General features: G+C 36.4%; 20 protein-coding genes and 1 pseudogene. 5 read left to right on the forward strand and 16 right to left on the reverse strand.

Features of this window, described 5'->3' with window-relative positions; all coding sequences use genetic code 11:
* Positions 1-13 precede the first annotated feature (13 nt).
* The 3 genes from gspE to gspC form a co-directional block, all read right to left on the reverse strand.
* On the reverse strand, positions 14-1,570 hold the full coding sequence (gene gspE, locus H4J73_RS16380; RefSeq protein WP_182177502.1) for a type II secretion system ATPase GspE: 1,557 nt from the start codon (positions 1,568-1,570) through the stop codon (positions 14-16).
* Between the two features lies 1 nt (position 1,571).
* Complete coding sequence (gene gspD / locus H4J73_RS16385) at positions 1,572-3,647, reverse strand: type II secretion system secretin GspD (protein ID WP_182177690.1); 2,076 nt, start codon at positions 3,645-3,647, stop codon at positions 1,572-1,574.
* Between the two features lie 110 nt (positions 3,648-3,757).
* The gene (gene gspC / locus H4J73_RS16390; RefSeq protein ID WP_182177504.1) at positions 3,758-4,711 is read right to left on the reverse strand and encodes a type II secretion system protein GspC; all 954 of its coding nucleotides are present in this window, start codon (positions 4,709-4,711) and stop codon (positions 3,758-3,760) included.
* A 232-nt stretch (positions 4,712-4,943) separates the two neighbouring features.
* Between gspC and hslR the strand changes: the two genes are divergently transcribed.
* The 3 genes from hslR to H4J73_RS16405 all read left to right on the forward strand — a co-directional run bounded on the left by hslR (position 4,944) and on the right by H4J73_RS16405 (position 9,944).
* Positions 4,944-5,351, forward strand: coding sequence for a ribosome-associated heat shock protein Hsp15 (gene hslR / locus H4J73_RS16395; protein WP_182177506.1), 408 nt, complete (start codon positions 4,944-4,946; stop codon positions 5,349-5,351).
* Between the two features lie 2 nt (positions 5,352-5,353).
* Complete coding sequence (hslO, locus tag H4J73_RS16400) at positions 5,354-6,202, forward strand: Hsp33 family molecular chaperone HslO (RefSeq protein ID WP_182177508.1); 849 nt, start codon at positions 5,354-5,356, stop codon at positions 6,200-6,202.
* 313 nt (positions 6,203-6,515) lie between these two features.
* Positions 6,516-9,944, forward strand: a complete 3,429-nt coding sequence (locus H4J73_RS16405; RefSeq protein WP_182223588.1) for a S8 family serine peptidase — start codon at positions 6,516-6,518, stop codon at positions 9,942-9,944.
* Between the two features lie 420 nt (positions 9,945-10,364).
* On the opposite strand, the gene H4J73_RS16410 is transcribed toward H4J73_RS16405, so the two are convergent.
* The 10 genes from H4J73_RS16410 to dusA form a co-directional block, all read right to left on the reverse strand.
* Positions 10,365-11,111: a TIGR04219 family outer membrane beta-barrel protein gene (locus tag H4J73_RS16410; protein ID WP_182177512.1), complete on the reverse strand. Its 747-nt coding sequence runs from the start codon at positions 11,109-11,111 to the stop codon at positions 10,365-10,367.
* Between the two features lie 13 nt (positions 11,112-11,124).
* Positions 11,125-12,117, reverse strand: coding sequence for a DUF2333 family protein (locus H4J73_RS16415; RefSeq protein ID WP_182177514.1), 993 nt, complete (start codon positions 12,115-12,117; stop codon positions 11,125-11,127).
* A 9-nt stretch (positions 12,118-12,126) separates the two neighbouring features.
* The gene (locus H4J73_RS16420; protein ID WP_182177516.1) at positions 12,127-12,612 is read right to left on the reverse strand and encodes a copper chaperone PCu(A)C; all 486 of its coding nucleotides are present in this window, start codon (positions 12,610-12,612) and stop codon (positions 12,127-12,129) included.
* Positions 12,613-12,985: 373 nt separating this feature from the next.
* Positions 12,986-13,321 carry a hypothetical protein gene (locus H4J73_RS16425; protein ID WP_182177518.1) on the reverse strand — a complete coding sequence of 112 codons (336 nt, stop codon included), beginning with the start codon at positions 13,319-13,321 and terminating at the stop codon, positions 12,986-12,988.
* An 86-nt stretch (positions 13,322-13,407) separates the two neighbouring features.
* Positions 13,408-13,620 carry a PspC domain-containing protein gene (locus tag H4J73_RS16430; RefSeq protein ID WP_182177520.1) on the reverse strand — a complete coding sequence of 71 codons (213 nt, stop codon included), beginning with the start codon at positions 13,618-13,620 and terminating at the stop codon, positions 13,408-13,410.
* Positions 13,621-13,773: 153 nt separating this feature from the next.
* Positions 13,774-14,436 (reverse strand): phage shock protein PspA, encoded by a 663-nt coding sequence (pspA, locus tag H4J73_RS16435; protein ID WP_182177522.1) that lies wholly within the window; start codon positions 14,434-14,436, stop codon positions 13,774-13,776.
* 290 nt (positions 14,437-14,726) lie between these two features.
* Positions 14,727-15,626: a sulfurtransferase gene (locus H4J73_RS16440; RefSeq protein ID WP_220460681.1), complete on the reverse strand. Its 900-nt coding sequence runs from the start codon at positions 15,624-15,626 to the stop codon at positions 14,727-14,729.
* A 97-nt stretch (positions 15,627-15,723) separates the two neighbouring features.
* Positions 15,724-15,855, reverse strand: coding sequence for a hypothetical protein (locus H4J73_RS20665; RefSeq protein ID WP_259366594.1), 132 nt, complete (start codon positions 15,853-15,855; stop codon positions 15,724-15,726).
* A 9-nt stretch (positions 15,856-15,864) separates the two neighbouring features.
* Positions 15,865-16,143 (reverse strand): hypothetical protein, encoded by a 279-nt coding sequence (locus H4J73_RS16445; RefSeq protein WP_182177526.1) that lies wholly within the window; start codon positions 16,141-16,143, stop codon positions 15,865-15,867.
* A 275-nt stretch (positions 16,144-16,418) separates the two neighbouring features.
* Complete coding sequence (gene dusA / locus H4J73_RS16450) at positions 16,419-17,429, reverse strand: tRNA dihydrouridine(20/20a) synthase DusA (protein ID WP_182224454.1); 1,011 nt, start codon at positions 17,427-17,429, stop codon at positions 16,419-16,421.
* A 110-nt stretch (positions 17,430-17,539) separates the two neighbouring features.
* On the opposite strand from dusA, the pseudogene H4J73_RS21055 reads away from it, so the two are divergent.
* Positions 17,540-18,352, forward strand: a pseudogene (locus H4J73_RS21055) (tyrosine-type recombinase/integrase).
* A gap of 74 nt (positions 18,353-18,426) precedes the next feature.
* Positions 18,427-19,629: a hypothetical protein gene (locus H4J73_RS16460; RefSeq protein ID WP_182177528.1), complete on the forward strand. Its 1,203-nt coding sequence runs from the start codon at positions 18,427-18,429 to the stop codon at positions 19,627-19,629.
* Between the two features lie 113 nt (positions 19,630-19,742).
* On the opposite strand, the gene H4J73_RS16465 is transcribed toward H4J73_RS16460, so the two are convergent.
* The 3 genes from H4J73_RS16465 to H4J73_RS16475 all read right to left on the reverse strand — a co-directional run bounded on the left by H4J73_RS16465 (position 19,743) and on the right by H4J73_RS16475 (position 22,710).
* The gene (locus H4J73_RS16465) at positions 19,743-20,621 is read right to left on the reverse strand and encodes a hypothetical protein (protein ID WP_182177530.1); all 879 of its coding nucleotides are present in this window, start codon (positions 20,619-20,621) and stop codon (positions 19,743-19,745) included.
* A gap of 812 nt (positions 20,622-21,433) precedes the next feature.
* On the reverse strand, positions 21,434-22,405 hold the full coding sequence (locus H4J73_RS16470) for a hypothetical protein (RefSeq protein WP_182177532.1): 972 nt from the start codon (positions 22,403-22,405) through the stop codon (positions 21,434-21,436).
* A gap of 14 nt (positions 22,406-22,419) precedes the next feature.
* Positions 22,420-22,710, reverse strand: a complete 291-nt coding sequence (locus H4J73_RS16475; RefSeq protein ID WP_182177534.1) for a hypothetical protein — start codon at positions 22,708-22,710, stop codon at positions 22,420-22,422.
* Positions 22,711-22,890: the final 180 nt, after the last annotated feature.

Raw genomic sequence — 22,890 nt, forward strand, 5'->3', positions numbered from 1 at the left:
AATAAAACTCTAGTTAATCTTCTCTTGTAACACGCAAAACTTCTTCAAGTGTTGTTTGTCCTGTGATGACTTTATCAAAACCATCACGACGAATGCTTGGCGTACTTTGGCGAATAAACTTTTCGATAGCTTGCTCACCTTTGCCGTTATGAATGAGTTCACGTACTTTATCGTCAACAACAATGAGCTCATGAATACCCATGCGTCCTTTATAGCCCTTTTGACTACATTCACTACAACCAATAGCACGATATATTTTTTGCGTATTATCTTTAGGTAGTTCCAGTAATTTAAGTTCCGGCTCATCAGGTAAATGGCTTTCTTTACAATGTGGGCACAACGTTCTAACGAGTCGCTGGGCTAGCACACCCAACAAGCTTGATGATAACAAAAATGACTCGACACCCATATCTTCCATGCGGGTTATTGCGCCAGCGGCACTGTTAGTATGCAATGTTGACATCACTAAGTGCCCGGTCAAACTTGCTTGTACACCAATCTGGGCTGTTTCTAAATCGCGAATTTCACCCACCATAACCACATCGGGATCTTGACGAAGAATCGCGCGCAAGCCACGAGCAAAGGTCATATCCACTTTGGTGTTAACTTGAGTTTGCCCAATACCTTCAATAGCATACTCGATGGGGTCTTCAACGGTTAATACATTGCGCTCTTTTGAGTCAATCTGGCTTAACCCCGCATAAAGCGTGGTACTTTTACCCGACCCCGTTGGACCGGTAACTAAAATAATACCGTGTGGTTTATCAATAAGTTTTGAAAACTTTTTACGATTAGCAAGTGTCATGCCTAAATCTTCAAGATCAAGACGTACTGAGTTTTTATCAAGTAAACGTAACACGACACGCTCGCCATGACCGGTTGGCATTGTTGAAACACGCACATCAACAGCTCGACCGGCAATGCGCAAAGAAATCCGGCCATCTTGAGGAATACGTTTTTCAGCGATATCAAGTTTTGCCATGACCTTAATACGAGAAACGAGTAATGAAGCAAGTTTGCGATTAGGCTTCAACACTTCCCTTAAAACACCATCGACTCGAAAACGAATTTGTAATGTAGATTCAAACGTTTCAATGTGTATATCTGAAGCATTTTCCTTTATTGCTTCACTCAACATCGCGTTAATCAATTTAATGATAGGGGCATCGTCTTCATTCTCAAGAAGATCTTCAGTTTCAGTCATCTCATCCGCAAGGGAATATAAATCAACTTCGTTACCAATATCTTCCATCATTTGCTGAGCTTCAGATGAATCTCGTTGATACGAAATAGTCAGCAACTGTTCAAATTCATCTAATGAATGAAACTCAATGGCAAAAGTGGTCTTTAATACCCTACGCACTTCTAATACGGCCGCACTGCTAACATTCGCCAAGCAGTGTAATGTGTATTGGTCATTATTTTTGCTAATAAGTACACTATGGCGCTTTGCAAAATTAAAAGGTAGGCGGGTTATCAGCACGGTTTCTTCCACTATATTTTGCACATGACTTGTGACATTTAAGGTGGAAATGCTTTCAATGGCTTCGCTCGTGTCAAGATCAGCCATATTATTGTTCTTTTACATCTGAAGTTGATGAATTGTCATCTTTGGCATCAACAGCAGGTGGTAATAAACTAGGCGCTTTTAATTGACTTCCTTTCATGTATTCATCGAATGAAGGAGGTAACGCCAACTTGTCATTCCACTCAGGTAATAACGGCATTTTTTCATCACTCATTAATGACAAGCCTTCTTCTTGTTTACGTATTTCAGTAGCACGAATATAGTTATATTTATCTTTACTGATTTCATTCATCATTTTGCCATCACGAATAATGGTTGGGCGAATGAAAACCATGAGATTACGTTTACGTGTTGAAGTTGTTGTCGATTTAAATAAGTGACCAATAAAAGGAATGTCTCCGAGTAACGGGACTTTTTGCACACTTTCTTGTACATCTTCATCTATTAAGCCACCAAGAACTACTGTCGCGCCAGAATCAGCCATGACCACTGTTTTTATTTCACGTTTATTAATAGAAATATCAACACCTGTAGCACCGCTGACGGAAGAAACCTCTTGCTCAATCGTTAATTGCACGCCACTGCCTTCATTAACTTGTGGCGTAACGGTTAGCTTTATTCCTACTTCTTGGCGTTCTACGGTTTGAAAAGGATTACCATTATTACTGCCTGTAGACGAGCCAGTAAGAATTGGAATTTCTTGACCCACTAAGAAATGGGCCTCTTCATTATCAAGTGTGGTAATACTTGGCGTTGCAAGAATATTAGAGTTAGTGTCGTTACTCACCGCTTGTATAATAGCGCCCCAGCCATTTTTCATGATACCAAACATGCCACCGCTAACTGAACCGAGTAAGGTTGCAGCTAATGAATAGTCTCCTTTGATATCGTTACCTGCTGGATTTTGCCCTATAATTTCACCTAAAGAGTTAGTGATAAATGATCCAGGATCTCCGGCAGTAGTTTGTGCAGACTCAGCTGCTGCTGCAACAGCACTAATTGGCGCAGGGCCATTGTTAAATTGTGTAAAACCACCCTCTTCACTAAACCATTGCACCCCTAAACTAACACCGTCACTTTCAAAAACTTCAACAATAATTGCTTCAACTAAGACTTGTGCACGCCGTACATCTAATTTACGAATAACATCTTCAAGAGAACGGAGCATGTCTTGCTGAGCGGTAATAACTAAGGTATTCGTGTCTTCATGGGCATCAATACTAACATTACGTTTTTTACTACTTTGTTTACCGCCTTGTGATGAGCTATTTTCTGCTTCTATTGATTTGCTGACACCTTCTAAAACTTTAACTAAATCTTCAGCTTTTGAATATTTTAAATAATAAACACGGGTGTTGCCGTTAGTTTCTAATTCGCTGTCTAAACGAGAAATCAATTTAGCGACACGAGCTCGCGCTTGAGATTCGCCACTCACTATCACACTATTAGTCCGCTCATCTGCCACTATTTTAGGAATAAGGAAGGTTGATGTACCCGACTTCCCTTGTGTTGATTTATTCATCGCTTCAATGATACGCACCATTTCTGCGGCAGATGCATATTGCAATTTAATGATTTGTACATCTTGGTCGCCCGCTTTATCGACACGTTCAATAATATTGACTAAGCGATTAACAACGGCAGCAGTACCCGTAAGCATGATGACATTAGCAGGGCTATAATCAACCACATTGCCGCCACCAGCTTGGTCAGAAAGCTGACGAAGCAAGGGTGTTAATTCACGCACGGTTACATTTTTAACTTCAACAACACGGGTAACCATTTCATCACCTATGCCAGGGTTTTCGTCACCAACAACGGGAATAGATGAGGTCTTCGCATCTTTATTACGAATAACTTTGACCACATTATTGTCCATTTCAACAGCAGCGAAACCAGAAACTTCAAGCACATTTAAGAAGACTTGGTAATATTGTTGTTCGGTTAACTCGTCTTGGGTGCGTAAATTAACTTTGCCACGAACGTTGGGGTCAACGATCATGGTTTTATTGAGATTTTTACCGACTATATTAATAAATTCGGCAATTTCAGTGTCCTTGAAATTTGGAGAGTATTTAGCTGCACTTGTATATGCACTAAATAATACGGTGTTCATCATCACAACAGTTAAGCCTGCTGTTAATACACGTTTATACCAAGGAGCGCTAAAATGTTGGCGCATAGATAAATTTATCATAGCTTAATTCTCAATTTTGATAAGTAAAGGGGTTAACCACCGATACTAAATATTATTTCTGTTATTTCGCCATTACGATCAATTAATAGCGAGACTTCTTTGTCTTGTTTTAATGCGGAAAGTGCTTGTGCTGCATCACTTGGCGCGGTTAAGTCATAACCATTCATTTGAATAGCCACATCGCCAGATTTCAATCCTGCGTTTTGGAAAAACTCGTTATTTTTCCCCGGCATCAACGAATAACCTACTATTCTCCCCTCTTTGCGTTCAGGTGATATTTTTAAATAGTCTGTGATTTTACTTGGGTCTTCATTAATGTCTTCTTTGAATGACTTAACGCTTTTACTGAGCATTTTATTGGTTCTTTGGTCAATGACATTAGGTGATGTTAACCGATCATCTATTGTTCTAATGTTAGCGTTCGTTTTTTTAGGACGGCTTTGAGCTTCCAGCTGAATCGTTTCACTGTAATCAAAACCATCAAGCATCAATGTTTCAAGCTTCCCCGCATGCCTTAAAAGTACTCTGTCACGAAAGACAGTATCAAGTACTGCACGTGTTCCGGTGATCGTTTCGCCTGGACTATAGGTGTCCTGCTTTCCTGAATTTTCAATAACAGCAGCAGAAGTCTCTTTATCATCACTGGCAACAGCACCTGACAACGTTAAATTCAATTGTGTTTCAGGCGCACTTTCTACTTCAAAAGTTTCAACTTTTTCTATATTGTCGGTGTACACACCAAATAAGTTCAATGTCTTTAAATCTGTTAAACTAATTGTAGTTTTTGGGGTGTTGTGTGTTGCAAGTTTTACGGTGACATTTGAAGAAGTTTTATATTGCCCACTAGGAGCAATAAGCCAAGAAATTTGGGCGAGAACGTAGGCAATATAAACTAATAAAAGCGCACTGATCACCTTAGCTATTTTTTGCTGAGGTAATTGTGAGAGAAAGTCGGCTGCATTAGAAAAGTTTGAAGGTAATTGCATGGTTATCTTTATAAAAATTCATATGGGTTTTTATTATTGTTACCTGATAGTACTTGAGCTAGACACTATCAACAAGGATAGAATAGCGAATAAAATATTTATTAACAATTTAGTTCTATTATATGCAAACTAATATTGCCAGTTCACCTATTCACCGTTTAAAAAAACTAGACATTATAAACCATTATGATATTTTCGCCGCGGCATTTATTTAGAGGATAATGACAATTATATGAAACATAATCAGCCTAAAATTGAAAACACGTCAATTCGCTTAGACAAATGGTTATGGGCTGCTCGTTTTTATAAAACTCGCGCTATTGCTAAACAAATGATTGATGGTGGTAAGGTGTTCTATAATGGTCAACGAACCAAGTCGGGTAAAGCCGTTACTTTAGGTGACAAAGTTGTGCTTCGCCAAAGTTATGAAGAACGAGAAATTATTGTTCTTGCCCTAGCAGATACACGCCGAGATGCGAATTTTGCTCAAACGCTTTACCAAGAAACAGATAACAGTGTTGCTGTGCGTGAAAAAAATGCCTTTGCCCGTAAACAAGGTATCTTACTTAGTCCGGCAAGCGACACTAAACCTGATAAGAAACAACGTCGAAAACTAAAAGAATTTAAAGAGAGGATGTAACTGTGACGGCTAAAACTGATGTATTAAATCGCTATTTGTTTGATGGTAAACATGCTCGTGGTGAGCTTGTACAACTAACCAAGACGTATCAAGAAATAATTGCTTTGCATGAATACCCTTTGGGTGTGCAAACATTGTTAGGAGAGTTAGTTGCAGCAACTTGTTTGCTGACTGCTACTTTGAAGTTTGAAGGGGAAATCACTGTGCAGTTGCAAGGAGATGGACCTATTAGCTACATGTCAGTTAATGGCGATCATAATCAAAATATGCGCGGTATCGCTCGTTTAGCCGAGCCAACTGAAGGTGTTGGCTTGAGAGCTTTAGTCGGTAAAGGCACGATGGTGATTACCATACGTCCTGAAAAAGGCGAACCTTACCAAGGTGTTGTTGCACTTGATAAAGATAACTTAGCCGATTGTTTAGCGCATTACTTTGAGGTTTCAGAGCAAATACCCACGAAAATTTGGTTATTTAACAATAACGATAATACTCAGGTTGCCGGTAGTTTAATTCAGCTACTTCCCGACGGTGATAACAAAGAAAAGCAACTCAGTGATTTTGAACACTTGTGCCAACTGACCAATACAATTAGACCCGATGAAATATTTTCATTAGACGCAGAGAGTTTGTTGTATCGTTTGTATCATCAAGAAGAGGTTCGCTTATTTGAACCTCAAGATGTTAATTACCAATGTAGCTGCTCTGAAGAAAAGTGCTTAACCGCTATTGCTCAGGTTGCGCCAAGCGAATTGGCAAGTATTATCGAAGAGCAAGGTTGTGTATCAATGACGTGTGAATATTGCTTAACCACTTATAAGTTTGATGAAGCAAAACTAGAATTACGCTCATAGCTCTAAAAATCAGATTAACAATAAATATTTATAACTCCCTTTTAGCATAAATATTTATTGTTGCGCCTACCATACCTAAATGCCCATAAACAATATATGTAATCAGAATCTGTAGAACGTATACATAATTGTACATAATTGTACATAATTACAAATAATTACAAATCAAAAACTACACTCTCAAAAATTTGCCTAGACAAGTTAAATATATGTGAATATATTAACCGACTTAACGTCAAAAAATTTACATCAAAAATTTACATCAAAACCAAATAAAAACAATAATTATTAATAAACATGACAAGGATAAAAAATGCTAAATAAAACATTACTAGCTATCGCGATTACATCAAGCTTAACAGTGACAGCTTTTGCCGCAGAAAAGTACCAGAAATATAATTTTACAAATCAACCTAATGTTGCTATGAAATCAGGTAAAGTAAAATTAGAAGATTTGGCACAGAAACCTACTACTTGGTTAATAAAGTTAAATACTCCTTCTTTATCTGAGCGTTCTTTAAATGGCTTTTTGACACCGTCTGCTTCAACTCAAGCGACTATAAACATTAACAAAACACAACAAGATGTTATTGCTGCTGTAAACGCATTATCACAAGATATTGAAATTCTTGCTCAAACTAAAAATTTAGTAAGTGGTATTGTCGTAAAAGGCAACCCTGTATTATTTAAAGAGTTACTTAACAACCCTTCGGTTAAAGATATTTTACCTATTTATGATTATGAATTAAATGTCGAAGCAAGTGCTCAGTACATGAAAGGTACTGCGCTAGTAACTTCTGGTGTAGCAACAGGTAAAGGTATACGCGTAGCAGTTCTTGATACTGGTGTTGATTATACTCATGCAGCTATGGGCGGCGCAGGTACTGTTGAAGCATATGCAGAAGCAACTGCCGATACTGCTGACTTACCCGTTTGGCCACAAGGTAGCGTTATTGGTGGTTATGATTTCATTGATTACGACAATGATCCGATCGATTATGGCACATCTCATGGTACCCATGTCTCTCATTCTGTTCTTGGTTTAGCTCCAGAAGCTGAATTATACGTTTACAAAGTATGTGAGAGCGGTTGTCCCGGTTTAGCTCAATTACTAGCGTTAGAAGCGGCAATGGATCCAAATAGTGATGGAGACATTGCAGACCGTGTTGACGTTATCAATATGTCTCTTGGTGGAGATTTTGGTACAACTAGAGGTGGTGCAGTACAAGAATTACTTGATAAAGCAGCAATGTTAGGTGTAAGTGTTGCTATATCTGCAGGTAATGATGGTGCAACTCCGTTTATTGTGGGTGGTCCAAGTACAACTAAAAATGTGATGTCTGTTGGTGCTATGACTCACCCAACAGTAGAGTCAGGGCTTGTTGTTTCAAGCTTTAATAGTGCAACAATTGATGCAAATGCCGCTGGCTTTAATAAAGATATCGTGTTCTCTTTTACAGATGCCGATAGTTCGATTGTATATACTGATACAAACCAAACAGCATGTGACCCTTTCGCAGACGGTACAGACTTTACGGGTAAAGTTGTACTTATCGACCGTGGTGCTTGTAATTTCACAACTAAAGTAATAAATGCACAAAGTAAAGGTGCTGTCTTTGTAATTATCGCTAATAACATTCCAGAAGGTGGACCTGTTGGTTTAGGTGGCGCAGATGATAATGCGACAATTCCATCTGTAGGTATTTCTTTTGAAGATGGCGTTGCAATAAAAGAAGCAATAGCGGGTGATGACGCTGTTACTTTCTCTTTTTCTTCAACGGCAATAACAACAGCTGGCGCAATCGCCTCATTTACTTCACGCGGTCCATCTTCTGATGGTTGGTTAAAGCCTGAAATAACGGCTCCGGGTGTTGACATTTTAACTGCAGAACCAGGAACAGGAACAGGTTTAACACCTATCAGTGGCACTTCATTTTCAAGCCCAATGACTGCCGGTGCTATGGCATTGTTAAGAGAAGCACTACCTAATAGAACCTCTCTTGAAATTAAAGCAACATTGATGAACTCGGCTAATTTAGATATCACTATGGAGCCTCGCTCTATTGACCCTGAAGCAGCTCTTGCTCCTATTAGTTTTATAGGTGCAGGTTTAGTTGATGTAGAAAAAGCATCAAAACTTCCTGTTGCTGCTTGGGATAAAAACACGAAACAAGCTGCTCTTGCTTATGGATTGATGAATCTTTCAGCAACTGAAGAAGTGACTAAAACGGTTACAATCAAAAACTTTACTTCAAGTGCAAAGAACTACTCACTCTCTTTAGATGAGCGTTTTGCTGATGATACGGCAACCGGTGCCATTAGCTTTAGTTACCCGGCAAGTGTTACTGTACCTGCTGGTGGCTCTATCGATATTGATGTATCGTTAACAGTAGATCCAGCAAAACTACATGAGTGGACATTAACGTCTGATAAACTTGCTTCGCCAAGTGGTTCTGATGACTTAACAACATTAGAGTTTGATGGTGCATTAGTTTTCACTGATGGCGAAGAAAACTTCCATCTTGTATATCACTTACTACCAAAAGCGTCGGCATCTGTAGAAGTTACTGCGGTTATCACAGACGAAGGTGTTAAACGATTTATCACTAACACTGGTATTAAAGATCTAGAAGCATTTGCAGTTCCATTAACTGCAGAAGATGAAGTTGGTGATAGTGCTTATTTAGACTTACAAGCAGCTTCAATTGAAGTACTTGATGTTCCTGTTGAATATTGTGCAAGTGGTTATGCTATTTTTACTACTTTCACAATGGCGGATGGTTTTACATCAACTGTTGCCGGTGGTTTTTATGCTGACTTTGATATGAATTCTGATGGAATATTTGAATATTCTGCACAAGCATTAGATTATTCAGCTTTTGGAAATTTCCCAGCAGGGGCTATAGTTTCATTTACATCAAGATGGGGTAGCTTCAGTGGTGGAGTAGGCGATGTATTTTTCACTTCTGGTAATAACTTTGTAACAATACAGTCATGTATTGAAGATGTTGGTTTAAGTGCAACTGATCTTGGTTCTGTAGATGCTACCGTTAGATTCCGTATTTCAGACTCTCTTCGTGACTTCTATAACAACACTGGTCTAGATTTAGCAACAGCAACAGGCGTTGATTTTGCCTTATCAAATGAAGCGGTAAGACTTATTGACGATGAAAGAGAAGAAGTTGAAATACTTGCTGTTGGTGAAACAGCTCGTTTACTCACATCTGGACAAGATTTTGTTATGTTATCTGACTCAGGTTCACACCCGTTAGTAGCTAAGCCAACACAAGAAGAAGGTGTTGCTCCAGTTGTCACACCGGACCAATCATTCTCTGTTGACGAAAATACGGCTGATGGCACTGTTATTGGGAATGTTATTGCTACAGACCCAGATTTATATACTAGCCCTGTTGCAGAATACTTCATTCAGTCATCATCATCAGTTGCTGTAATGATGGAACGTGATGGAACAATTAAAGTAGCTGACTCAACACTACTTGATTATGATGCTGGATTAACAGTTATAACATTAGAAGTAAATGCTATTGATAGTGTCGGTAATGTCTCTGATGCTGTATTAGTTACCGTTAATGTGAATAACTTAAAAGATGAAGCTTCTGAGCAACCAAAACCAGCTGTAGTACCGGTAGTAGAACCCAAAAAATCTAGCTCTGGTGGTTCAACAGGTTGGATGTCATTATTACTAATCCCAGCTCTTTTGTTACGTCGTAAGAAAAAGTAACAATAGTGATATAGAGTAAAGTAAAAAAGGCTTTTGATGATGATCAAAAGCCTTTTTTTAATCCTGTTTACATGTATAGGACTTAATAACAACATCACCAAACATATTAACTAATAACACAAAGCGTATTCAGGTTTTTAGTTAGAAGCTATCAAATAAGTCTAAATCACAATAAACGCTAGTCGTGCAGATTAATCCATCAATACTAGTTAAAAGAATTAAAATAGAGCAAGCTGTTGTTCATTCTCATTTGCTAAACACATTTATTCGCAAGAAAATAAATGATGAACTTAGCCATAAAATAACCTTAAATTGAAAATAAAATTTAAAATAAAAAAAGACCAGAAGCTTAAGCTACTGGCCATTAATTAAAACTATCAATATATTTTTTGCAGGATTTAAGTGCTATAAAATAATTTTTTAAAAGTGAACAACAACGCCAGCAAAAGCCCCTTTAAAGTCAATGTTTGTATATAAATTATCTAAGTCTTCAAGTTCAAGTTTTACCGCTCGGTAACCAACGGTTAAGTTCACATCAACAGCTAAATTATCAATCAATTCATAACTTACACCGACTTGGTAGTCATACAATTTATGGTCATCTATTGATAACAAGTTACCATTAGCAAAAAGGTTAAAGCTCGTACCTGGCAAGCCAATAATGGTTGAAACATAGAGCATTGGAATTATTTCAGTTACAGCCAGCTTTGCACTTTCACTTGATGATGCAACCGTTATATCTCCATCAAAATCACGACCGGTTAAACCAAAATCAAAAGATAAAATGCCATTATCAAAGAGTTCATAATATAGCGTGTAATCAACATAGCTAACATCAAACGTGCTTTCAACAGGTGTTGTTGAATTAAAAGTTTGCCCTTCAAACTCAAAATTTTGCGTTAAAACAGTAGAACCATCGGTGTCTAATGTTGTTGAGGCAATCATTAAATTTGGTATAAGCGGTAAAGGGTGTTCCAAAGCGATATAGAAAGAACCTTGCTCTTGATCTTTTAAATTAAAATCAACTAAGTTATTGTTTTCACCAAAAGTACCCGTAGCTTCATTACTCCATATTGACCCACCAATATAAAGTCCTGCAATGGTATCAGCCATAACAGATGTTGAAAGTAAACCGGTAACAAGTACGGCCAATGCTGTTTTTTTCATGTTTAATCCTTTATTATCCTTGACTTAACAAGTCATTTAAATCAATTAGTGCTGCATTAGCACGCGAAATATAATTTGCCATGACTAAAGAATGATTAGCTAATAAACCGAAGCCATCGCCATTAAGAATCATCGGACTCCATATGGATTCTTGACTTGCTTCTAGCTCTCTAATAATTTGCTGTACGCTTACTTTAGCATTTTTCTTCTCTAAAACGTCATTAAAATCAATCTCTACAGCTCGTAAAAAGTGTAATAACGCCCAACATGCTCCACGTGCTTCGTAAAATTCATCATCAATTTTCCACCAACTCGTTTTTAACACAACGCTAGCTTGAGTATATGTTGATTGTTGAGCCTCACTGTCGCCCGCTAAGTCAGTATTTAACTGCTCACGTCCAACACTTGCACTTAATCGCTGAGAGTAGCTGCCTAAACGCTTATTCACTTCTTGGATCCAATCACGTAAATTATCTGAGCGTGCATAAAACTGTGCGGTTTGACTATTAACATCGCTTAATGCTTTACGGTAGGCGTACAATTCGTTAATTGCTTTATTGTATTCACTTTCGGCACTTGGCATTGCCCAACTTTTGTGGTCAATATTATACTGGGGTTGTGCTACTTTTAAGTGCTTGTTTTCTATTGACTGTGACTGCGATCGACTAAATTCTTGACGCATAACAAGTGCCATATCTCGCGACATTTCAAGAGCGCCTAATTCCCACGCAGGGATATTATCTAGAAATACTGAAGGAGGCAGGGCATCATTTGAAAGATAACCACCTTGCTTATTTAGTAATGTTTCTGTTACTCGGATCAGTGCGGTTGTGGTGGTATAACCAACAACAGGGCTTACACCCTCGGCGGCGGCATCGCGAGTGACTTCAGCTCTAATATCAAGTTGTTCTGGCTCAAAACTCCAATAAACCCCTAAAAAATAAAAGGAGACAATAAGGGCTAAAAAAATCGTGATAAAGGTTTTACTTGAGAATTTAGTCGTCATGTTGAGCTCCTAGTGGTGGTGATGCTGCTTTTTAGCTGGTTTTTCCTGCTTGATACTTTGTACAGGAATGGTTATTACAAGATCCTTTTGCTGCTTAAAATGCAATGTTAATGAAACTTCCTCTTCAGGTAACAAAGCTTTTTTTACACTGAATATCATTAAGTGATAACCCATAGGCTGTAATATCACTTTGCTTTGTCCATTAACAACCAACTGTTCTACTTGTCGCATTTTCATCATACCATTACTCATAGTGTGTTGATGAATTTCAATTCTATCGGCGAACAAGCCACTTACACCCGTTAAAGTTAACGCTTCATTATTTTTATTTTCAATCGACATGTAGGCTGAAGTTATATCGGTGCCTGGTATGCTCGCTCTCACATAAGGGGCTTCAATAATAATATTGCTGTTGTGCTCAACAGCGAGGGCATTACTGCTTATATTAAATAAAGTAAAAGATAAGACAATTGCTATTAAACATATTTTATTCATTTCTCGCTATACTTCCTTTTAGACTGATGATTTTAATTGCATGAACATTGTAACTAAGCTGGAGCAAAATGGATAATATAATTATTACCCAAGAAAACAATCACGCTTTTACCTGAAATTTTATTAAAAACGGTCCGTGATATTGCTAATGTCATCGCTCAGTTACCGCAGATTTAGTCATGACCAATAGAAGACTGATGAAACAACATGCCGAGCCGGCTATGCCTCAAGTCATAGCTAACCAAGACCGAGCATTTAAGCGCTTGTTAAAACTAACGAGTGTAGAAGTATTTTAGCCCAATTTTTATAAAGACAACATCACTAACAATTAACATGTCGAAAGAGTCAACCACACTTACTGACTCTTTCATTTTTATGCTATTTGTTTTTTATCACGTGTTAATAACCAAATAACAAAAGCAATAAAAATAACAGGCCAAAAAACGCCAATCATCACCATAGCAAGGGCACCAAAAATCATCAATCCTATAAAAATTAAGGAACCAAAAACACTCATCACGATCGTGAATGCCAAAATAACTAAAATAACCATAATAATTGCTGAAACACTAATGGCCTGTATTGGCTCTATTAGCTCTTCACCAACATAAAGATCAACATTAAACATTTCGATAAAGCTTATTCCTAACACATAGGTTAAAAATAAAGTGGCAAAAATAGCTAACATAAACGATTTAAAAAATGACATAGTCCCTCCTGCTTTTCTTTATTGTCTTGTTAGTCAGTTAAATGTAAATATTACGCTTACATACCGCTAAGGCGTATTGCTTCACATTAATCTTTTGTGGGTAATAATATTGCGGCCACAACGTAAGCAACCCCAGTTGCTAGCGGGAAAATAATCAATGCTCCAATGACGGCAATGCGTATTGCTATTCTTGGTAACTCATAATATTTTGCAATACCGGCACAAACACCCGATAATTTTTTGTGTGAAACATCTTTCTTTAAGGTTTTTTTTACTGAATACTCACGTTGATAGCTCATCATTTATTCCTCAATTCCAACCGCTATGTTTTAAAATAGTTAACAATACTGCACTAACAAAAAAAGTGAGTACCGGAGCCAAACACATGATAATTATAAAATAGTCATTTTCCTGTATCATGTGATGCTCCTTAAAATCTTATAAATTTACCCTTAGCCATTAACGACTTGTTTTTTTAAGTCTGCTAATTCTTGATCAATCGTTTCATCTGTCTCTAAGTCACGAAATTGGCTTTCGAGATCTTTATTGCTCGTAAAGTCATACGACTCTATTTCAGCTTCTACTCGATCAATTTTTTGTTGGTATCGTTCAAATTTGCTGATCGCATCATCAATGTTATAAACGATTGCTCTTTCACGAACTTTCAAACGGACTTCAGCCGATGCTTGACGTAATACGAAAGCATCTTGCTTACGTTTAGCTTCTTGCAGCTTTTCTTGTAACCGTTGACCGTCTTCTTGAACCGCACTAAGAAATACATCAAGCTGTGCTAATTCATGCTGCAATTCACAGACTTGTGTTAGACATTTTTGTTTTTCATGCAGCGCTGACTTCGCAAGATCGTCACGGTCTTTACTAATCGCTAATGCTGCTTTTTCTTGCCAATTTTTTATACTTGTTTCTAATGAGGCGATTTGGCGCATCAACGTTTTCTTTTCGGCAATATTTTTAGCTGCAGTAGAGCGTACTTCAACCAAAGTTTCTTCCATTTCCTGAATGATCAATTTAACCATTTTTTCAGGGTCTTCGGCTTTATCCAATATATTGTTTAGGTTAGCGTTAATAATATCTGTAAAACGTGAAAACATGCCCATAATCCATTCTCCTACGCAAATGCGCTTCTATTTGGTTTTTAATGTAATGGCTCGTTAAGTGTCAGCTCAATGAGTTAACGCTTAACTTGCTACTATGTCTTCTATTACAAGTGACATGCCAACTAAGCAAAAACAAATCAAACAATTGATTAACAAAGAATTTACTAGATTTATAACTCACAAAAAAAATACAGACATAATATGTCAGGCGAAGATGGGGTCAAATTAACAAATAAAATGGTTAATTTGACCACGTGAGAAAGGTGTCTATTTTTTAACTAAGAATGGCATTATTTAGACGTTACCACGGGAAGTTGATGATCCCCGCCCCAGTCACTCCATGAACCGTCGTACACTTGCAACTTTTTATAAGCGCACATTTCCGCCACTAATGCTAAAACACAAGCGGTTACACCAGAGCCACAACTCATGATCATCAGTTTATCTTGTGGATTAATTTTTTTAAACTTTTCCTCTAGAATATTCTTTGGGAGCAGCAAACCATTCTTCAATAGATCACTAAAAGGTAAATTTACCGAGCGAGGAATGTGTCCTTTTCGAATCCCTTCACGTGGCTCTGCAACTTTTCCTTCAAAACGATCCTTTGCCCTGGCATCAATAACAAGAAGCTCGGTAGTATCAAGCTGCTGGAATATATCTTGGCTGCTACAGAAATATTCTTTATAAAACTTCGCAGTGAAGTTACCAATTTCAGTAGGGTAAGATAAGCCTGATGAAACGGGGTAGTTTAATTCAAGCCATGCAGGTAAACCGCCGTCAAGTACCGCAACATTTTTATGCCCCATGGCTCTAAACATATACCAGGCACGTGCAGCTGAAAATAAGCCTTGGTCATCGTAGACAATAATTTGGCTATCATTCATCACACCTAGCGCCTGCGCTTGTTGCTGAAAGTATTCAACACTTGGCATTGTATGGGGTAATGAATTTGATAAATCAGAAAAGTTTTTATTTAAATCGAATCGTTTGGCATTTGGCAACGCAAAATTTGGCCAGTGCTTTACCGGAGAGCGCATTTTACCAACAGGAGGTATACTCGCATCGAGAAGAATAATGTTCGAAGGTTGTTTTTTAGGATCTACTGTTAAATTGTTAGTAGAAAAAAGTAAATCATGCAATTGTTGGCACGATACTATTTGCTGATAAGCCGAAAGCATAGTTAGTGTCATTCATTTTTGAATAAGACTTAAAAAATAACGAATTAATTGATATATGTACAGTTGATTAGGCAATATAAATTAGCAGGGTACAACAAATCCCCTGCGCTTAACTTACAGCTTGTTCATCAATAAGTTGTTGCTCATGACTACTTTCTAATAGGCTTACGACCACCGATGCTAGCAATAAGAACACAGCAGGTAACATCAATAGTGTAAAAATAAGCGCTAAGCTTGGCATAATCAATCCTTACTCATCCATAACTTGAGCTGTATGCTTTATTTGAGCATTATTTTTAGTGGGAATGTTTGCAACTAAAATGGCAGCATTATTATTAGTTGTTAAAGCCAGGGTCATAATAGCTTGCTGGGTTTTAGCTTTTGTATTGATCTTTAATTGCGTATTAAGTTGATGTAAACCTGTTTTAGCCATCAGACTAGCCATGTTTTTAATATCAGCAGTGTCGCCTGCAAAGCTATTGAAAGATAATAAAGCCGTTGTTAAAGTGGTAATAAGTAAAGTTTTCATTTTGTTCTCCAAGTTTTATAATAGTTAAGTCGCAATATCTATTACAAAGGTTGTGCCAGAGATCAAAAAAAAATTAAGATCATGATTTTTAATGAATTTATTTTTTTGAGTTTTGTCGAAAAACAAGAGTTTATGATTAAATTAGAGGTGAGTGGTTAAAAAAACCAACATTTAACAATTATTGCGATTAAATCGTTAATTATGGCTAGACTAACAAATAACTAATATCCCGATTTAGGGAAGCTAATTCCCAAAATCGGAACACAAGAGATATTTTACTCGCTAGCAGGTAGAGTAACCAGAGCAAAAGCTTTGAAAAGAACTTGGCTAGTTACCTCATTACCACTGCACTGCTCACTTAAGTAGCGACGAAACTGCCTAGCGCCAGCTAAACCATTACACAACCCGAGCATATGGCGAACAACATGCCAAGCACGTCCGCCATTGGCAATATGCATATCAATATAGCGCGCCATCTCTTCAATTATTTGTGCGCGAGAAAGCATATTAGTATTCTTTTGATAAATAGCATTATCAGCTTCAACTAACATATAGGGATTTTGATATATTTCACGACCAATCATTACACCATCAATATGCGTTAAATGTTCATTCGCCTCAGCAAAGGTTTTAATACCGCCATTAATTGAAATTTGCAATTGTGAAAAGTCTTTCTTGATTTGATATACACGACCATAATCAAGCGGTGGTACTTCCCTATTTTGCTTAGGGCTTAAGCCACTTAACCAAGCTTTACGTGCATGAATAATAAAATGCTTACAATCAGCTTGCGCTACAACATCAATAAAGTTGTGCAAAAACTCATAACTGTCGTTATCGTCAATTCCAATACGCGATTTTACGGTAACAGGAACATTTGCGGCTGCCTGCATTTCATTTACACAATCAGCAACTAACGAGGGTTCAGCCATTAAACACGCACCAAACCGACCATTTTGAACACGGTCAGATGGACAACCAACATTGATATTAATTTCATCATAACCATATTGCTCAGCCATTTTTGCGCACTCAGTCATGGCTTTAACGTCACTACCACCGAGTTGTAAGGCTAAAGGATGTTCTTCCTTGTTAAAAGATAGATAGTCACCTTTGCCGAAAATAATTGCGCCTGTCGTTATCATTTCTGTATATAACACGGTGTGTTTTGACATAACTCTGTAGAAGTAACGGCAATGGCGGTCTGTCCAATCGAGCATGGGTGCAACGGAAAGTCGGTGATCGATGGGATTAGCTGAGTTTAGCGGTTTTACTGGGATTGACACAAAAACACCTTATTAATATACTGTATAGAATTACAGTGAATTACCGCAAGTTACCTTGAGTTTCGATATGTAGTACCCCATATGTACCCCATAAAAAAGTAGGATTAATGATGGCATCTTTTACAATTGAAAAACGTACAAAGGCAAACGGTGACTTTTCTTATCGCTGTAAAGTCGTTGTTAAACAAAAAAACGCAATTATACACCGAGAATCTAAAACATTCTGTAAAAAAGAACTCGCTCGTATATATGGAAGGAAGCGTGATCAAGAAATAGAAAATGAAAAAAGCTCACCCAGTTTTTGATATTGAAGCCAATTGTTCAGTTTTTGATGAAGCGATACCAACACTCATTGATATGGATTTAATTGGTAAAGTGACTGAAGAACGAGAAGGCCAACGCAGCTTGAACTCGATAAATTAAGAGTTGGACTAGAAGAAAGGGAAAATCAAAGACCAAATGGTCATGTCAGAATTCCTTATTTAGATATTTTAGATATCAGTATACTTACTTGTATGCGTATAGGTGAAGTTTGTAAACTTAGATGGGATGATTTAAACCTAGAGCATAAAACGATCATTGTTAGAGACAGAAAAGATCCCCGTAAAAAGGAAGGTAATTACATGATTGCCTCACTCTTAGGTGAATCTTTCAGTATTGCCAATGAACAACCTAAAAATAGTGAATTAATTTTTCCCTATAATTCAAGAAGTGTAACGGCTGGATTTCAACGTGTTAGAAATGATTTAGGTATTAAATATTTACGCTACCATGATTTAAGGCGTGAAGGAGCAAGTCGACTTTTTGAGCAAAGCTACACTATTGAAGAAGTTGCTCAAGTAACAGGCCATAGAAATCTTAATATTCTATTTCAGGTTTATACGCAGTTATTTCCGCATAAGTTACATGATAAATTCAGTTGAATAAGATTAAAACAATAAATACAATAGCTTAATATATATTCCATAAAATATCGGCAATTAAATAAGGAAATAAATTGAATACCGTAACTCATATCAGCACAATTAGAACTAACAGTCTCATTATAGCGACATTAATATTTACCATGCTTTGGATAGTCGTAAATAGTTTTTCAAACTACAATGATTTATATTCAGTAGAGGAAAGCTTTTCAGAAGCAGTAGCACTTAATGTAATAGATCGAAAGATAAGTGAAGTATCATCGGCAACTATCTATCCAAAGAATCCAAGTTTTGATATTAAAGAGATTTCATTCACAAAAGCGGATAACAAATTATTAAAGAATTGTAGTGTTTTACTCAAAAAAGACAAAAAAACTCAATGTACATACAATGAAAACCCAGAGAGGTCGATTAAGCGCTTTGCTATTTCAGTAATAAATTCAAAAGGGCTTTGTCTAAATAAAGAAAATCTTAACTACAAATTTACGATGTTCAATACGAAAAACACTTGTGACGGAGGAAATTTCATTGAATTTAGCACTGTCATAATTGAGAGCGATTTACCACAACTTCATGAGTTAGGGATGAAGTCTGCGGCAACAAGAATAATAATAGAAAACAATGAAAATAAAATAGGTGTATCAGTTTTTGTAAACGATATAACATTAGAATATACAGATAAAAAGTTTTTATCTGCCTACGATTTTTCATTACAAGAAACAAATCAAAAATTTCATGGTCATACTATATCTCATAACCTTCTCTGTAATGGAAAAATAAAATCTAATGGATGCTATTATCAGCAACTGAATAAATTATCAATGAAACTATCCAGTGATTCAGTAACTATACCTTATATAGCTACAAGTTTCCCTTCATCTATTGCGTGTATTATTTTACTTTTTCTAATGACTCTGGCGAGTTTAAGTAGCTACTCAGCAAGCAAAATTGCATTAAAAAACATTCAAGGTGGATTAGAGCAAAATTACCTACCTTTTGATTTTAAAAACAACTTTATTAGCCTAGTTTTAATCAGGTACCATATTTTCTTATATGGCATCTGCTTATTAATCACTGTTTTATTTAATATCCCTCCAGATTTCATATATAAAAACGTGATTATGAAAAAATTTCTTCCATTGAGTATGGATAGTTTTAACGTGGTAGCATTTATCATTTCTGTTGTGTTTATATACTTTATTTGTTTAAAGGTTTTAGAGCCTTTAGACAATTCTCTAAGGAAGTTAAGAAAAGAAAGAAGAATTAAATTAAATTAAATTAAATAGCATTTAACCATAAGACTTTACCCCCGCATTACTATGCGGGGGTATAAATAACGCCCTGTTAAGAGGGAACTGTAATTGGCTAAAATATGAAGCAACCCGACAAACTATTTTGATTCACCAATAACTACATAGCTAAACTTTAAATCATACTTTATTGATATTGATCTTTTACTAGTCGAATCAATGACTTTAACGTTGAACCCTTCACTAGTAACATCATAGATAATAGGATAACCACTATCTTTGTTGGAGTTTCCATAATTGCTTGCAGTAACGTAGGGCGGGTTAGAATATTCTTTATTGAATTTAATATACTTTTCACTATTACCACTTTTAATTGGCTCTATAGCCGATTCACCAGCTTCAATTTGTATTTTGTTAAGAGAAAGTAAAATATTATTTTTGTTTATGTCACTACTTATTCTGTTTTCAAACGCTGAACTAACCTCTCGTTTAGTTATGTATTTGGATGAAGATTCTTGAATTTTAGTTAGGTGCGTTTTTAATGTTTTTATATTGGCATTATTCTCTTTTATAACACTATGCAATTTCGAAAAAATGATTTCTGATTTCTTTAATTCTTGGGATGAGTTTATCAAAGCCTCTATTTCACTTTTCGATTGATTTAACAGCACAACGATTTGACCTACTTTATCTAAATCGAGAGCTTGAAGCTCTAAAATATTTTTATTTATTGATTTCGCATGGGCCTCTGCTTCGCCTGAAGACTTTATTGCATCAAATAATGAAGAAATAGCCTTGTCCGTTAATTTTTCTAATTGTTTCGCAGAAGAAGACATTTTTTCTTCTGTCTGTTCAATTGCTCTATTTGTAGCCTTTTCAGCAACTGTATCTGAAATAGAATAATAAATACCAAATAGTGCAATTAAATTTACAATACCAATAATAGCTCCCCATTTAGCAATTTTAGCGTTTAAATATCTCTCAATGGCATACTTTTCTTCCTGTTCTAAATCATACATTTGATTATTCCTTACTTACATTACTATTAGGATAGATGAAATTGACAATGCTTCTACCAGTATTATTAGATAGAAAATTTCTGCATTTGATCGTCTAGAACTTTCTTTTGCCATTTCAATCACAAAACATAAGCAGATAGTAGTTATAGGTCTATTTAAAATAATATAAAAACAAAAACTAATTAAAGATAATAATGAATTCCGTAAACCATTTAATAAATTAAATTCTAAACATTCATTCCAGTCATCGAGTCGCTCATTAAACTTTTTAATTCATTACGTGAAGCTGTTTCGTTAAGGGCTTTTTTAGAGAGGGCGTTTAGGCGATCGAATTCATCAAAAGTCATAGTTAACAATCCCTGTTATTTGTTATGTTAATTATGCGTTAAAAACTGAAAATAACAAATAATGGCTAGAAGCGAGTAAAATGATAGGCGTTATAACCCGTAATACATTACGGTAAAACATTTTTTAAAGGCAGGGTCTATAACCCTTTAGATATAAAGATACCAGGAATAGATGGAAAATACTTTACCCTCGTATCACTATCCAGAGAGATAAAAAAGTCACCTATAGGTGACTTAAATTAAAACGTTAAAATGAAGTAAAATAACATGATCCTGTTTTAGATCTACTTGAGTAATAGCTAGTACTTAACGCCTAATTTATTCTTTTTGCTTATAAATCATCCTACATTTACCTGCTTTATACTTAATAGGTTCACAGGACACTACAACCCAAAATCCTGATTTTTCTAGATGTTCTTTCATCTCTTCTGATCTCTCACACGGAACGACTTTGTCTGGCATACATTAACTCCCGGCTACATTACACACTAAATTTTCATGGGTTTTCAACAATAAACTGTGATCATTGGTCGGATCTATACCGCCAGCAATAGCTTCAGAATATAATTTCATTAACTTCAGTAAATCATCTGCCGATTTAGACGCAGAAAACTGCTTTAAAGAACTCACTAACGTATCGTCTAAATCAGAAAATAGATTTGCCGCTATGCCATTATCAATAACACTTTTCCATTGTTCTTCGCTCAAGTTAAATGCGCATCGAATTATACCTGAATGATTTTTAACCTGTTTTGAAAAGTTTTCATCATAAGATCCTAAAGCACTTTCCGCGCTATTTTTAAAAGCATCTTTGATATATGGCTGAACAGCGAGTAATTTAGCGGCTTCACCTGTTGCAAAATATTGCCCATTTTCAAATTTATTTCCATCAATATTGGTTGTAATGGTTGTATCAATACTGGCAAGCACCGATGAGTATTTATCACTATTACCATCAGCTCCTTTGTGAATAGGAATATAAGAGGCTTCTTTTCTTTTATAGCCTAAGGTAAAGTTAGGAATTGAGTTTGAGAGGCCAAATTTAAAGCCTAGGGAAGTACTTGTACCAAAAATTAACGCTTTGCGACCTCCTACGAGTTCATCGTCAGAGCTTTGTTGATAACCAATAGCATTAGGGTTAATAACTAAAGTTGCTGCTTCACCGGTTGCATAAAGCTGCTTTATGGTTGGGCTTGTTATTTCGCCACTTGTTTTCATCGATGCTACAACTGGTGGTACCGCTCCGTTTTCATAATTTGGTCCAAAGAACCCTTCAACACGGTCATATGCAAAAGACACGGTTCCTGGAGTACTGTCGACATCAATCACTGCTATCGTGGTTTTTGTTACGAAAACAGCACTATCTGTTGTGCTACACCCAGATAAAAAAAGACTAAAGCACAAAGTAAATAAAATATACTTATTACAAAATTCCATCTCAAAACTCCTTTTTACTCTTCATTTTTAATAATAACAGCCACATCATTTTTTAAAATAGTGGTTGTTTCACTATAATATCCAATAGAAATCCCGTTATGTATTGGTGTATCTGAATACATAACCCCTACATTAGTAATTTTTACCTTGTCGCCTGCAACCAAGGTTTGATCTGCGGGTTTTTCAAGTGTCAGACTAACGAACCCAACAATTTTCTGATTACCGTCACTATCTTGGTAGGTTACTGCGCAAGAACTAACAAGGAGGAATAATAAGGGGATTAGCTGCTGGAATTTAATCGGCATACTCTATATTTTCTTACATAAATTAATGGTATCAATAACAGTAGAACAGCAATAACATTTTCGCAACATTTCAACTACACCTATTAGCCGAGATTGAAGGTGTCGCGACTTATAATGATAAATGAAATAGGAAAGTTTAGCAGAACGGCTATTTTGGCTAAATATCGAAAAAATTGGCTC

The sequence above is a fragment of the Colwellia sp. MB3u-41 genome, from assembly GCF_014076845.1.
Classification (GTDB): Bacteria; Pseudomonadota; Gammaproteobacteria; order Enterobacterales; family Alteromonadaceae; genus Colwellia_A.

Excerpts from the sequence above, each read along its gene's own strand:
- pspA (WP_182177522.1), bottom strand. The coding sequence starts at position 14,436 with ATGGGCATGTTTTCACGTTTTACAGATATTATTAACGCTAACCTAAAC.
- gspC (WP_182177504.1), bottom strand. The coding sequence starts at position 4,711 with ATGCAATTACCTTCAAACTTTTCTAATGCAGCCGACTTTCTCTCACAA.
- H4J73_RS16475 (WP_182177534.1), bottom strand. The coding sequence starts at position 22,710 with ATGCCGATTAAATTCCAGCAGCTAATCCCCTTATTATTCCTCCTTGTT.
- H4J73_RS16415 (WP_182177514.1), bottom strand. The coding sequence starts at position 12,117 with ATGACGACTAAATTCTCAAGTAAAACCTTTATCACGATTTTTTTAGCC.
- hslR (WP_182177506.1), top strand. The coding sequence starts at position 4,944 with ATGAAACATAATCAGCCTAAAATTGAAAACACGTCAATTCGCTTAGAC.
- H4J73_RS16440 (WP_220460681.1), bottom strand. The coding sequence starts at position 15,626 with ATGACACTAACTATGCTTTCGGCTTATCAGCAAATAGTATCGTGCCAA.
- H4J73_RS16410 (WP_182177512.1), bottom strand. The coding sequence starts at position 11,111 with ATGAAAAAAACAGCATTGGCCGTACTTGTTACCGGTTTACTTTCAACA.
- gspE (WP_182177502.1), bottom strand. The coding sequence starts at position 1,570 with ATGGCTGATCTTGACACGAGCGAAGCCATTGAAAGCATTTCCACCTTA.
- H4J73_RS16465 (WP_182177530.1), bottom strand. The coding sequence starts at position 20,621 with ATGTATGATTTAGAACAGGAAGAAAAGTATGCCATTGAGAGATATTTA.
- H4J73_RS16420 (WP_182177516.1), bottom strand. The coding sequence starts at position 12,612 with ATGAATAAAATATGTTTAATAGCAATTGTCTTATCTTTTACTTTATTT.
- H4J73_RS16405 (WP_182223588.1), top strand. The coding sequence starts at position 6,516 with ATGCTAAATAAAACATTACTAGCTATCGCGATTACATCAAGCTTAACA.
- H4J73_RS16445 (WP_182177526.1), bottom strand. The coding sequence starts at position 16,143 with ATGAAAACTTTACTTATTACCACTTTAACAACGGCTTTATTATCTTTC.
- H4J73_RS16430 (WP_182177520.1), bottom strand. The coding sequence starts at position 13,620 with ATGAGCTATCAACGTGAGTATTCAGTAAAAAAAACCTTAAAGAAAGAT.
- H4J73_RS16425 (WP_182177518.1), bottom strand. The coding sequence starts at position 13,321 with ATGTCATTTTTTAAATCGTTTATGTTAGCTATTTTTGCCACTTTATTT.
- H4J73_RS16470 (WP_182177532.1), bottom strand. The coding sequence starts at position 22,405 with ATGGAATTTTGTAATAAGTATATTTTATTTACTTTGTGCTTTAGTCTT.
- H4J73_RS20665 (WP_259366594.1), bottom strand. The coding sequence starts at position 15,855 with ATGCCAAGCTTAGCGCTTATTTTTACACTATTGATGTTACCTGCTGTG.
- gspD (WP_182177690.1), bottom strand. The coding sequence starts at position 3,647 with ATGATGAACACCGTATTATTTAGTGCATATACAAGTGCAGCTAAATAC.